The organism is Parabacteroides sp. CH2-D42-20 (genome assembly GCF_003670185.1).
GTDB classification, from domain to species: Bacteria; Bacteroidota; Bacteroidia; order Bacteroidales; family Tannerellaceae; genus Parabacteroides; species Parabacteroides distasonis.
This window is the reverse complement of record NZ_RAYG01000005.1, coordinates 73,863-87,383: the sequence shown is the minus strand read 5'-3', so window position 1 is coordinate 87,383 and position 13,521 is coordinate 73,863. Positions and strand designations below refer to the sequence as shown.

Below are 13,521 nucleotides of genomic sequence, written 5' to 3'. Positions count from 1 at the left end.
AAAACTGTCTGGTTTTCACCGTCACTTGTCATAACCATAAAGGACAAGTGATATGCCACAGAAAAGCTAATATATTAATATATTGATAACTAATACATTAAAATTTGTCATTCCCAAAACGTGTCTGCATTTATTATCCCCATCAGACACAATGTGTTCAGAATTATGGACACATTCAGTTTAAACCGTATTTTTTCAGTTTCAAATAAAGCGTACTTCGGGATATGCCCAGCAACCGGGCGGCTGCTTTCTGGTCATTACCTGTAGTTTCCAATGCTTTCACTATCGCTTCCAATTCCGTACGCTCCATATCCAGCCGGTAATCATCCGATGGTTTTATCTTTACCGGAAGGTTGATGTCTTTAAGTGTAATCCATTCATCCTGCGCCAATACACACGCACGCCTCACCACGCTTTTCAGTTCACGGATATTGCCCGGCCATGAATAAGCCTTGAAAGCCTTTTTCACGTCCCGGTCAAATTCCTTTATCTCCTTGCCAAGTTCCTCATTTGCGAAGGAAAGAAAGAATCCGGCCAACGGAATAATATCATCCGTACACTCTCTCAATGACGGAACATGAAGCGGAAATTCGTTCAACCGATGGAACAAGTCTTCCCTGAACCGCCCCTCACTTATAGCCCGTTCTAAATCCTCATTGGTGGCTGTAAGCAGTCGTATGTCCGCTTGTATTTCTTTCTTTCCACCAAGAGGTCTATAACGTTTCTCTTGCAAGGCACGTAATAGTAATACCTGAGTTTCCATGTTCAGATTACCAATTTCATCCAGGAACAATGTCCCATGATTGGCGGCAGTAAACATACCGGTTTTATCTTCAGTTGCTCCCGTAAAAGTACCTTTTTTATGTCCAAACAATTCCGATGCGGCCAGCTCCCGTGGTAATGCCCCGCAATCCACCGCTACAAAGGGAGCGTCCGAACGTCTGCCAAGTGCATGTATCCGTCGCGCCACCCATTCCTTACCTGTGCCCGATGCGCCACGTATCAATACGGATAAGCTGTCTGCGGGAGCTATCAAACGAACCATCTCCTGAAGTTTTACTGCCAATGGACTTTTACAGACATAAAAAGCCTGCTCCGGATTTCTCCTTTTCTCCCTGCGTTCCAACAGTTCACGGATGACGTCAAGTACTTTTTCTGTTTGTACGGGTTTGGGGAGATAATTGTCGGCCCCTTTCTTTACAGCTTCGACAGCACCAGGTATATCTCCATATCCTGTCATGATTAGAAAAGGCATACGATACCCATGTGCCCTCATCCATTCAAGCAGTTCCACACCATTACAGTCACCAAGGCGGAAATCCGACAAGACCAGATCCACTTCGTGATCGCTAAGAAATTCTTTTGCGGAATTTACTGACAGCACGTAACGGGCATCCATCCCGTTTTTTACCAGCCAGTTGGCGGTAGTACGTGCATATATCCGGTCATCTTCTACTACCAATATGGTTTTCATCCGGTTCATACTTTAATTCTTTCGCTTTTTTTACGGCCAGTTCCACTGCTTCCATCAGTCTTTTAATACGGGCATCCAATTCCTTACACCATTTTTCACAGGATAGTGAAGCCATCTCTTCCAGTTCATTCAAGGGTACATTGATACGAATCATCCCCCATAATGGAGCAGCTTTATGTATGATATGCCTCAATTGCATATAATTTGCCGTTCCCAAAGCGTCCTGCATCTCAGAGAGTTCCTTTTCCGTGTCCTCTATGAACATATCCAACAGTTCCCTCGCATTTTCTTCCCCTTCCATGATAGTTGTAAAATTCGTCCTGTCTATACATGAAGTAACCGAAACTAATTCTCTTTGCGAGAAAGGCTTATACAGGCAGTCCGCAAAACCTGCATTCCTAAAATACTCCGGATTTTTGTCCGCTTGTGCGGTTACCGCCAATACGGGAAGTGTCTTTGCTTGTCCGATGTTGCTACTCCGGAGCAAGGTCAGTACCCCGTAACCGTCCATTTCTGACATTCTCATATCCGTCAACACCAGGTCATAACGATTGCGGCGTAATGCCTCAATCAGTTCACTTACATTCAGGCAACAATCACATTTCACCCCATGACGTACATACATCTTTTGGATTACTTCAAGTTGCATCCGGTCATCATCTATTGCCAGTATTCTCATTCCTGAAAGAACGCCACATGCCAAAGAAATCTTTGTAGTGCCGGTCTTTCCGTTTGTCTCACGCAAAGGCAGACATACCTCGAATGTGCTTCCATGTCCCGGCGTGCTTTGGACATGGATAGTTCCCTTCAGCAATGTCACCAATTTATATGTTATTGCCAGTCCCAGTCCGAAGCCTTCTTCCGCATTTGGCGCTTTACCTCGTTCAAAAGCGGTGAATATCTGTTCCTGACTTTCCTTATCAATGCCTATGCCCGTATCTCTAATGAAGAAGGATAGCTTTCCGACCCGGTATTGTGCGCCTACTTGTATATATCCGGCACTGGTAAACTTTACTGCATTTGAGATCAGATTATTGAGTATTTGCACCAACCGCCCGCAATCCCCCTCAACAAGTATATCAGAATCTATCACTTTTATTGCCAAGTCCAACCCTTTCTTTTCCGCTATCGGTAGGAATGAGCGGGCAGTATCTTCAATTATTCGCCCCAAATGAAAGATTTCTTTTTCCGGCTGTTCCTTTTCCGCTTCCAGCCTGTAATAATACAGCAGGTTATTTGCCAACCCAATGACATGGCGTGAGGCATGCAGGATATTCATTGCATACCCTTTGCTCTGTTCCGGACTTTTTTCATCTTGTAATAATTCTGCATATTCGCTGATAGTACCGAGCGGTACACGGAGGTCATGGCTTACTGTCAATATGAGGTTACGGCGCGCGGCCAGCAGTTCACGATTCCGGCAGTCAGACGCTTCCAGTTTCAGCCGATATTCCTGCCTCTTTCTTATGTCCTGATGGATAAAAAGGTAAAATATCACTATTAGCAGGATGGCGATAGCGGCTATAAACAGAATGATACGAAATGATTGCTTCCTTAATGCGGTAATTTCTTCTATTTCTTTTTCCGCTTGCTTGATAACTACTTGTTCAAACTCACCAATAAGTGTGTTTATTTGTGAGTTCAGTTCAGTGTTACGCCATTGCAAACTGTCGGAGTAAGTGGTCAGCTTATTCCAGTAGTCGGTATATTGTATAGACATTTCTTTTTGTAGGGAATAAAGTTCCTTGGTTATTTGCTGGGATGCGGACGGCTGTTTCGTTTTTTCCTTTTGGCGTGCATAGGCCGATTTTTCTTCTTTCTTTTTAAACAAACCAAGGAAACCGCTCCGTTTTTTCTTCTCCTTTTCTGATTTGCCCGGTAGCAATGGAATATGCATTTGTAAAGCGACAGCAGGTATTCTCCGTTGGAACAGACTGTCAGAGCGCAGTAAATCCGAAAGTGTATTCATCACTCCGAGCAACAGTGCCTCTTTTTCTTGTAAGAGCGAAGATATTGTGTCGATTTGTGCATGTTGTATGTCGGATGGATAGTATCGTTTCAGTTCGTTCAAAGCGGTGGTAGCCATTTCACGCTTCATCCGGTATTCATTGAATTTGTCCCTGTCACGTAATAGCAGGAAATCATCAGAAAAGGAGAAGTCAAGCAGTTTTTCAAAAGTTCGGTTCACGGCTTCTCTTTTTTGCCTGATAAGTAATTCGCCACTGTTCAACATTTCCATCTTCTGATGTTCCAGCCACACAAGAGAAACAATGATAGTAAGGAATATGAGTAACAACACATATCCGACAATAATTTTTAACCGGAGAGATACCGACGAGTTATTTATTTGCATTTGTTCTGTTTTCATTCTAATTATGCCATGATATGCGTTTTGTTTAAAGTAAAATCTGTGATTTTGACTATAGTTCCATTCTGGTATCAGATAAAATCAATACTCAAAGCGGAAAAATATTCTTTTTGGACAGCAAGGTCTTAGTACCATAGTTTGTATCCCTACATCAATTTTTATATTCTTATTTCCCTCCTAATGCATGATATAATTTAATCACTCCTTGTATCTTACCAAATATATTCTGCACTTGAGTCTGTTCGGCATCAAGAAGTGATTGCTGAACAGTAAGCACTTCCAAATAGGTTGCGCCGGAATGACACATCAGCAGTTCTGTCTTCCGTACAGCTTCGTTCAAAACAGAAACGTGACTTTCACCAATTTCAATTTGCGATTTTGCCGTCTGCCATGCGGTCAAAGCATCGTTTACCTCTTTTCCTGCATTCAGCAATGATTGCTGAAACAACAGTTTGGCTTCTTCCTGACGGCTTTTGGCTATCTTCAAGTTGGCGATATTCGCACCCCGGTTGAATAACGGCTGTGTCAGGGAACCGATGGCATTGAGCAACCATTGTCCGGGATTTACGATTACACCACCGCCATTATTAGTCCATCCAAGAGTCCCCGAGAGGGTAATATTGGGATAGAAGGCGGTACGGGCCGCATTGGTGGCGTAGAATGCCTGCACCAGTTCCATTTCAGCCTGACGCACGTCGGGACGGTTGGAAAGCAGTTGCAAAGGGACTCCGATAGAGACTGTATCGGGGCAAACTGCCTCGGCCAGATTACTTCGTCCAATCGAGTGTGACGGCATGGCAAGTATCGCAGACAGGGCGTTTTCTGTTTCGGAAATACTCTTGCGTATGGATAACAGGGATGCTTCGATTCGCATCACGTTCGCCTTTGCCTGCAATACGCCGGCTTCGTTTGATTTCCCCACTTTTTTCAACGCTTCAAGAGTACGTACGGTAGTCCGCCAGTTCTCCAAAGTCCGGTTACTTATTGCCATTTGTGCGTCAAGCATGGCAAGGGTGAAGTAACTGTCTGCAATAGTGGCGACAAGCTGTGTCTGTACGGCCTGCCGGTAGGCACGGCTTCCTTGTAATGCGGCGGCTGCGCCATGCTTTGCCGCCGTAAGTTTGCCGAAGATGTCCAGTTCCCAGCTTGCCGACGCTCCCACATTATATGTTTTTGCCGTTGCCCCGTCATGTTTATTGGCATTACCTTCGGCAGTCAGTCCCAGTGATGGAAGATATGATAGTCTGGCAGTCATCAGGACGGCTTCTGCCGCTTCCACGCGTAACCGTGCCACATTGAGGTCTGTGTTCCGTTCAAGTCCAGTTTCAATCAAGGACTGGAGTTTCGGGTCGGTAAACATTTCCCGCCACGACAGGGACGCGATGGTCGTTGTATCAATGTCCGCTGGTACGTCCCGATACAGATTCTCCGTTGAGAGGTCAGGACGATGATACCGGCTGTATGTGCCACAACCGGCAAACATCCATCCCGACAATATGATATATATTACTGTCTTCTTCATTTAACGTCTCTTCGGCCGGAAAGTCCGCTTCATTTCCCGGTATGCCTGCCCAATAGAGAGCCGGAAGGTCGGTCGTGTTATGGTGCGGAGTACATTCCATCAATGCCAGTGCGCTTCCCACATCGTTCTTCACCCTGCGGAGTTCGTCCCCGTTTTCCGCCCATGCGACGATGTTGCAATGGCAGCGCACGGATTGCAGTCCGTTGCTATGCGCCTCATTCAGGTATTCGTCCAGCCACTCCTTGTTGATCTGGTTGCTGCGGCTGTACCGGGAAAGCGACTGCATGTTCTTTGTCGCCTTCTCGAAACGGGAAAGGTTTTCGTTGCTGTCATCTATGAATATCCACTGGTTGTAGATATGGTCGCAGGGCAGCATCACGCCCACGGGGGCGGCATAGCTCAAACGGCAGTCCGAGCGGTCTGTCGAGAGGCGTTCGTACCGCCCGTCCGTCCTCACTTTTCCCGGCAGATAGTCAAGGTCGGAGAGCGTGTGCAGGCAGAGCCGCTTATCTCCGATACGCATCCCGTCCGGATTCAATTGCATGTCCTGCAACATGGTAGTTCCGTCTGCCGAGAGCGTAAGGTACCGTTCGATAATGCCCGGTTCGTTTTCCGTTCCCGTAATCTCTTCCGTGGTCAGCCGTTCCAGCCTGACAAGCCCGCTGTCATTGACGATACTTTCAAACTGTCCCACCGCTTCCATGAATCGCTCCACCGTTTCCTTGTCCCTGATTTCCTTCGGCACCAGAAAACCACGGCAGAGCGTGTTCCAGTTGCTTTGTTGCCGGGAGCGCTCTTTGGTGGTCTTGGTGAGGAACAGGTAGCAGGCGTGGTGCAGGTAGGGACGTTCGTTGAAGTGGCGTTCAAAACTGCGGGAGAGAAAGCTGAGTTCGTCCCGGCGGATGTCCGGCTCGTATTTCTCCGTGATGAAAATATTTCTTTAATTGGTGGTTGCTTTCCATCAATGCTTCATCGGGTGTCTGTGCGGTACTATATACCACGACTTTAACCGGAGGTTTCTTTTCTCTGTTGGCATCCGGCTTATGGATAAGTCGTTTGCTTAAAGGTAATCTGTTGGAGGATGTTTTCAACCGTGAGAACGAATCGTTCATGCAGGAAACCAAGTTAATGGAAAACGAGTATTCCGTTAATCTGCCGACTAAATTCTGGTATAGGGGAAAGGAATGGAAAGGCTGGATAAACGTAGTGAATCCTTTTAGGGCCAGTATGATTTTAGGTACACCGGGTAGTGGTAAATCGTATGCCGTGGTAAACAATTATATAAAACAGGCAATCGAGAAGTCTTATGCGCTTTACATATACGATTTTAAGTTTGACGACCTATCGGTCATCGCTTACAATCATCTGATCAAGTATCGGCATCGCTACAAGATACCGCCCAAGTTCTATGTGATAAACTTCGACAACCCACGCAAGAGCCATCGCTGTAATCCGCTGGCTCCGGAACTGATGACGGACATTTCGGATGCTTACGAATCAAGCTATACAATCATGCTTAACTTGAATAAAAGTTGGGTGCAAAAGCAGGGGGACTTTTTTGTAGAATCTCCTATAGTCTTATTTACTGCGATAATTTGGTTTTTGAAAATCTATGAAGGCGGCAAGTACTGTACGTTCCCACATGCTATTGAATTACTTAATAAAAGGTATGAAGATGTCTTTACTATCCTGACAAGTTATCCTGATTTGGAGAACTATCTAAGTCCGTTTATTGACGCATGGAAAGGAGGGGCGAGCGAGCAGCTCCAGGGCCAGATTGCAAGTGCTAAAATCCCACTGTCCAGACTGATAAGTCCTCAACTCTATTGGGTAATGTCCGGCAGTGACTTTACGCTGGATATTAATAATCCCAAAGAACCGAAAGTCTTATGTGTGGGTAACAACCCGGACAGAATTTCCATTTATGGCGCGGCATTGGGACTTTATAACTCCCGTATCGTTAAACTGATAAACAAGAAGAAACAACTGAAAAGTTGTGTGATTATTGACGAGCTACCAACCATCTTCTTTAAAGGGCTGGATAATCTGATTGCCACGGCACGAAGCAACAAAGTAGCGGTCGTCTTAGGTTTTCAGGATTTCAGTCAGTTAAAACGCGACTACGGAGACAAAGAGGCTGCTGTAATCATGTCAACTGTCGGCAATGTATTCAGCGGACAAGTAGTAGGCGAGACGGCTAAAACACTATCGGAAAGGTTCGGGAAAATCCTACAAAAACGGGAATCCATGAGCATCAATCGCAATGATACATCTACTTCTATCAACACCCAACTCGACAGTCTGATACCTGCCAGCAAAATAAGTACGTTATCGCAAGGTATGTTTGTTGGAGCCGTAGCTGACAATTTTGGTGAAACGATAGACCAAAAGATTTTCCATGCACAAATTGTAGTAGATAATGAAGCGGTCCAAAGGGAAACGGCGACCTATCAACCCATTCCTGAAATCAGCAGCTTTCTGGACGAGAACGACAATGATACAATGGAGCTGCAGATACAAGTGAACTACCGGCAAATCAAGCAGGATATTGTAGAACTAGTGGAAAATGAATTGATACGCATTGAGAATGATCCTGCACTCAAACATCTGTTAGAAAATAACGAAGAGGATTAAGTATAATTCTCAAAAATATTATACTATTGATTCCTTTAATATACTGCTATACTCTGTAGAAATCTACAACAAAGAGGCATTTTTGTAAACTTCAGGATTCAAGTATAAAAAACGAATCTTGAAGTTTACAAATTTATACAGAACACCGAACAGTGCCTTTTCAATATTGCTGCCCCAATAAAAAGATACTGTTTCCTTTCATGAACTATTTCCCAAAAGTTTTTATCCAACTTTTTTTGGGGGGGGCAGTTTATAATGTAGATTGTCTCCTTATATCTAAAACCAACTGGTTTAATCGAATTTCTCTGTTTGAACTGTTTTGTATCTCGCACTGCCATATAATAATAACCTTCCAACCTAAGTCTTGCAATTTTTGAACCACATCTTCATCTCTGCTTATATTTTGAGAAATTTTGCTTTCCCAGAATTGTCTATTTGAACTTGGCAAGTTACCTCTTCTACAAGAATGTCCATGCCAAAAACAGCCATGAATAAAAATCGCAATTTTATATTTAGGTAAAACAATATCTGGCTTACCAGGAAGTTCTTTGACATTCTTTCTGAATCTAAATCCTTTTGAAAATAAATACTTTCGCACTAAAATTTCCGGTTGTGTTCCTTTACTGGGAATTTTAGACATAATATCAGATCGTTTAGATTTTGAATATATATCAGACATTATTTTTTTCTTTAAATGAGACTTTTACCCTCCCTAACATCGTATTAGGATATCTGTTATAAAATGCAGAACAACCAAAAAGAAGTAGTAATAAATTCAATATTGAGTATCCTAACATATTCATTATTATTTTTATACAAAACTAAGACGAAAAGTATATAGTATATTTATTAGCAAGTTATGTAATATTCCATAAAATCCTCTATTACTTAGTAAAACATAAATATTATTTTATTCATTTTTAATATGTCTACATGTGTTGTTCTGAAATTTTTTACATGATTCAGATGCCTCCTTCTTAACAAAGGATATACCAACTCTAATAGGATTAGAAAAGGATTTATTGGTAATTCGCTGGCAATAATTCTCTTTCAAAGTACAACAATATCTAAAATCTACAACTTTATCTCCAAATACAATTGCTGTAGAAGTCGAAATATTACGTTGTTTCTCGCATACATGAAGAGTGAATGGTTTTAAATCCCATTCAATACAAATAATTTCTTCTTGACGATTTTGAATAAAAGAAATAAATCCACTATCAGCTAACTCTAGTCCTCTGTTTATTTTAGTTGTTTGTCCACAAACAAAATAATAAAATCCTTTTATTTTATTTGGTCTTAAACAGTCGCAGTGTGGAGTAATGCACAATATATATTGTTCTTTACTATCATCGCCTTGATCTATAATAAAGATATCTCCAAAACCAATATTCCTTTGAGACATTAGGATAGTATGATCAATGTTATAATAATAATTGAGCCTAGCCAAATCTTCATCTGATGGTTTAGCTTCTGCTTTATCTTTTTGGTAATCATCAATTGCTGCTAATAGACTGGATTTTTCTTTATATAGCCATGCCGTATTGTAATTCTCCCATAATTCAATCAAAAATTCGTCAAAAGCTTCATTGGGAACAATTGTTTGTTTATGATGAAAAAATGCGCTTTCATTAATTCGGCTTAATCCTTTACCTATCAGAGAGGACTTACTCATTAACTTATTTCGCATTTCCATACTCAGAAAGGTTAAGAATGCTTCATTTGCAGATGAAATTGCTTCTGAAAAATCATTATATAAATCATCTGGGTTTGTAGTCCCTTTTTTGAATACTGCAAAAAATGTATTGTTTATTTGCAAATAATTCCCCTTGCAATTTACATAAACTTTTTTAGGTTCACACCTATATATTTCGGTTTTTGCTAAATCAAATGCTAATTTAATAAAATAGTTAGACTGTTTTTCAGATGAATATTTACTCTTAACTAATGCTTCAAATTCATCATATCGTTCCTTAAATTCATTTCTTAGAAATGTTTTATAATCTTTTCTTGATATAACATTTAAAGTAAATTCTTTTGTCTTAGAAATTATTTTATTTATGATATCAATTGAATCTCCCCATCCATCTTCTTCTATAAAATCAATAATATCTTGATTGTTTTTCTCTAAAAGCTCAAGACTATTTCCTGAATAATATGCCAATATTTTATAAAATATATCTTCTCTATTGTCACCTTTGTGAGAGTAAATACATACAAAATGAAGATTATCTGTTTTTACAGCTTTATCTATTATTTCAAGAGTAGATTTGTATTTGGGTTCTACAAGATCTAGTTCCCAATCTAAAATTAGTAAATCTTTTCTATCAAATAGTAACTTATCTCTAATGCTTTCAAGATTACTAAATTTAGAAAAATCTACAGAACAATCTTTCATTTGAAAAGATTCGTACAAAGGTTTACATATCCCAGTTTTATCATCTTCTCCACTAAATAGCATAGGAATTTCATCATCAATAAATACTGCTGATTTTATTGACTCATTGATTATATTTTGAGCTACGCTCTTAAATGTATTATCCATAGTTATTCTTTTTTTAATGAGTTTCTTGGCATTGTGTCTATGACGAAACATGCACCTTGTAATCTGTTGTAGTCAGACTTATTACTGGCAGCAAATAAATCATAGCCAACCTCCATTAAAGTTTCCTTCGCAATATAAAGCCCAATTCCACGTCCATTTGGTTTTTGGGAATAAAAGAGCTTAAAAATATCTTCCAAATAAAAGTCATCAATAGGCTTTCCTGAATTAATAATCAATATTTTCGTGCCTTCAACAAAGTCTAATACAATCTGCTTATTTTCTGAAGACTTTAACCAATATATGGCATTATGAATGATATTCACAAAAGCTGGCAAAAGAATAGACTCATATGTTGTGAACGAAGCATTGTCAAACTCAAAAGTGCTTTGAAGAACGATACTTAACTCGTCAAATTGACGATAAAAAAATGAGCACAGATATTCTTTTATAAATTTTCCACTAATATTTTTTCTTATTTTACCTGTTGTACGATACAGTGGAGACATTAATTTATATTTGTCTTCTAGATGCTCAAAAGATGTCTTTAACGACTGATAATGTCGAAGCGTTTTCTCATCATTGGGTAGGTAATTTTTTATCTGCATAATAGCATATGCCACCTGAGAATACAAAGCATTAAACTGATGGTCAATAATTTCAATTGCTATCCCCATTTGGGCTAACTCTTTAGTTTGAGTCCACCTTTTTTCTATTTCTTCATATCTAATTTTGTAATAGCCAGTTAAAGCTTCTTCATCAACATCAAGGCTTATCCTGTCTAAATGCTGTAGAAATGGAGAAATTCTTTTATGAGCTTTATCAATCAGATCCTGATAAATATTATCAAGCAATGTTAATCCCGATAATATATCCAGTCTATTAATATTTCGCGGCTTTATTGAGGTATATTTTTCATCAATCTCTTTTAAAAAAACAGAAGATTTTTCTTCGGATATTTTTTCTTTCAATTTATTTACAGATAGGCTTAATGAAGATATTGCTTCATCAAAAATATTCGATATATGTACTCTGTATTGATGATATTTAGCTTCCAACTCCTTAAAGAGTTCAAAGTCCTCCATTTTTGTCCGAGCATTATTTATTACACTTTGAGACTCAGAAATTCCTTTTTCTGTAAATGAGTGAAATTTCTCCTGATAAGTGTATAAACTTTTCTTTTGATTTTCAGTTAAAGAAAAGCGTACAGGTTTATCAAGACTTAATTTACGAATCTTTAGTTTACACTCTTCTATTTGTTTTAAAATAAAATCAATATCTTCATAAAGCAAGACAGAGTCTTGCTGCTTCATTTTTAGTTCATCAATTAACTTTTGATAATTATGGATTGTAGCATCCAATAATTCAGGGTATTCTTTCAGTTTTTTAGCAAACTCTTTTCTTAAGGCCTTTTCTTTTTCATGTTCCTCTTTAGCACTTTTTGAAGCCTTTTCAATATCTGATTTTTGATTTTCTTTATAATTAAATTCAGCATCTGTCCCAAAAAATTTCTTTGCCAAATCTATGAAAAAAGCCTCTAAATCTGCTTTAAACTCTTTATATGCAACGTTATTTATAAAACCCTCTCGCCCTGCTTTATCTACCAATTTTTTATTATTAGTTCTTGATATCTCAATATATCCCAACATTCGTCTATGACTAAAGAAGTAGGAGCCTGCATGTTTGGATCGACGATTCTCAAATCGTAAAAAATCGGTCTCAGTTCTACCGTATGGAAGTACCCTAAAACCATCTCTATAAATATATAATCCACCAAAAAGTTTCAATTTCTCATCATATGCCCTAAATTGCTCTTCATTAAGCATAGATTCATTCTGATTGCCGACAATAACACCAACTTTTAAGTTAAAAGCTCCGTAAGCTGTATTACCTGGTTTACGAGAATTTCTAAAAGTATGATTGATATCATCTTTCTTATAAACCCTTATCTTTCCAGAAAATTGTCCGGAATCATCAAATCTTCCATCAATTAAATGATCGCAATTAATAAAGTCATGATAAGAAAAGAACTCCCTGCTAGAAATAAGATCACGTTCACCTTCATTAGTGACAACTATAAATTTAGTTGCAACCGCAATATTCTCTTTTTTGAAGACATTAAACAATCCATTAAGGCTACTTCTTATTTCGTTAACAGAATCTTCGTAATCAGTATTTATATCTTTTTGGTATGATTGAGATAATATAATGAGTTGTTCGTCTGGTTCAAAAATAACAAATTTTGTTCCGTGTATATCTGTTGATGTAGAGCACAATGGAACAATCATTTCTTGAGTGAAAAAAGAAGGCAATTTGATATTTTCTACACTTTTAATGATTTGTATTGCTAAAGTATATTGCTCATACCACTCATCTGCTAAATTCGATTCTGAAATGTGGCGTTCCAAATAAATCGGTTTATTTTTATCTTTTTTGAAATTATCTATAAATTCCTTTTTTAAGCTATCAAATATGTCAACAAAATTATTTGGTTCTGTAATGGATAGTAACGGAATATTGATGTTCTCAATATATAAATTGTAATTTTCCAAAATACGCCAATCAATAAATAGAGCTTGAAGAGGAGAACCTATTTTTTTTGTTAACATCAACATTGGGCTTCCCAAGTATGCAACAGATAACCGTCCTATACCTTTTTCTCCCATTTTAATACGAGGCTTTTTCCAAAGAGTATCTTCGCCTTCTACATCAAGCTCACATCTAGTTTTAGAATCGGTTCCCAATACAATCCACTTTTCAAGAATATCTTGACGTGACATTCCTTTTCCATCATCTGAAATAACAAAAAAAGGATGATTTACATCTACATAACTATCCATATAAAGATAAGCTTCAAGATTATCTCCATATGCATCATATCCATTTTTCCACAATTCAGATATTGCAGTAGGGAGATCTGATATTTGTCCTTTTCCTAATAAATCAATTGCTCTTGCTTTAGCTCTAAACTGTGGCATATG

The 13,521-nt window shown here is 39.1% G+C and carries 6 protein-coding genes and 2 pseudogenes; 1 reads left to right on the top strand and 7 read right to left on the bottom strand.

What is annotated here, in order from left to right; genetic code table 11:
• Nucleotides 1-175: 175 nt before the first annotated feature.
• The 4 genes and pseudogenes from D7V92_RS04540 to D7V92_RS04525 form a co-directional block, all read right to left on the bottom strand.
• Entirely contained in the window at nt 176-1,474 is a 1,299-nt protein-coding gene (locus D7V92_RS04540; protein WP_121772439.1) for a sigma-54 dependent transcriptional regulator, read from the bottom strand.
• On the bottom strand, nt 1,446-3,827 hold the full coding sequence (locus D7V92_RS04535) for a hybrid sensor histidine kinase/response regulator (RefSeq protein ID WP_121772440.1): 2,382 nt from the start codon (nt 3,825-3,827) through the stop codon (nt 1,446-1,448). Before D7V92_RS04535 ends, D7V92_RS04540 begins: the two co-directional genes overlap by 29 nt.
• A gap of 181 nt (nt 3,828-4,008) precedes the next feature.
• Nucleotides 4,009-5,364 (bottom strand): efflux transporter outer membrane subunit, encoded by a 1,356-nt coding sequence (locus tag D7V92_RS04530; protein WP_121772381.1) that lies wholly within the window; start codon nt 5,362-5,364, stop codon nt 4,009-4,011.
• Between the two features lie 4 nt (nt 5,365-5,368).
• Nucleotides 5,369-6,298 (bottom strand): annotated as a pseudogene (locus D7V92_RS04525) (TraG family conjugative transposon ATPase); the annotation flags it as partial.
• Here D7V92_RS04525 and mobC point away from each other — a divergent pair.
• Nucleotides 6,298-7,998 (top strand): annotated as a pseudogene (mobC, locus tag D7V92_RS04520) (conjugal transfer protein MobC); the annotation flags it as partial. The pseudogenes D7V92_RS04525 and mobC sit on opposite strands and share 1 nt — an antisense overlap.
• A 250-nt stretch (nt 7,999-8,248) precedes the next feature.
• Here mobC and D7V92_RS04515 read toward each other — a convergent pair.
• The 3 genes from D7V92_RS04515 to D7V92_RS04505 all read right to left on the bottom strand — a co-directional run bounded on the left by D7V92_RS04515 (nt 8,249) and on the right by D7V92_RS04505 (nt 13,518).
• Nucleotides 8,249-8,677: a very short patch repair endonuclease gene (locus tag D7V92_RS04515; RefSeq protein ID WP_121772379.1), complete on the bottom strand. Its 429-nt coding sequence runs from the start codon at nt 8,675-8,677 to the stop codon at nt 8,249-8,251.
• Between the two features lie 231 nt (nt 8,678-8,908).
• Nucleotides 8,909-10,543 (bottom strand): response regulator receiver domain, encoded by a 1,635-nt coding sequence (locus tag D7V92_RS04510; protein WP_121772378.1) that lies wholly within the window; start codon nt 10,541-10,543, stop codon nt 8,909-8,911.
• Between the two features lie 2 nt (nt 10,544-10,545).
• Nucleotides 10,546-13,518 (bottom strand): ATP-binding protein, encoded by a 2,973-nt coding sequence (locus tag D7V92_RS04505; protein ID WP_121772377.1) that lies wholly within the window; start codon nt 13,516-13,518, stop codon nt 10,546-10,548.
• Nucleotides 13,519-13,521 lie beyond the last annotated feature (3 nt).

What these genes read in the sequence shown, in the direction of transcription:
- D7V92_RS04540 (WP_121772439.1), bottom strand. Translation starts at nt 1,474, where the DNA reads ATGAAAACCATATTGGTAGTAGAAGATGACCGGATATATGCACGTACT.
- D7V92_RS04535 (WP_121772440.1), bottom strand. Translation starts at nt 3,827, where the DNA reads ATGCAAATAAATAACTCGTCGGTATCTCTCCGGTTAAAAATTATTGTC.
- D7V92_RS04530 (WP_121772381.1), bottom strand. Translation starts at nt 5,364, where the DNA reads ATGAAGAAGACAGTAATATATATCATATTGTCGGGATGGATGTTTGCC.
- D7V92_RS04515 (WP_121772379.1), bottom strand. Translation starts at nt 8,677, where the DNA reads ATGTCTGATATATATTCAAAATCTAAACGATCTGATATTATGTCTAAA.
- D7V92_RS04510 (WP_121772378.1), bottom strand. Translation starts at nt 10,543, where the DNA reads ATGGATAATACATTTAAGAGCGTAGCTCAAAATATAATCAATGAGTCA.
- D7V92_RS04505 (WP_121772377.1), bottom strand. Translation starts at nt 13,518, where the DNA reads ATGCCACAGTTTAGAGCTAAAGCAAGAGCAATTGATTTATTAGGAAAA.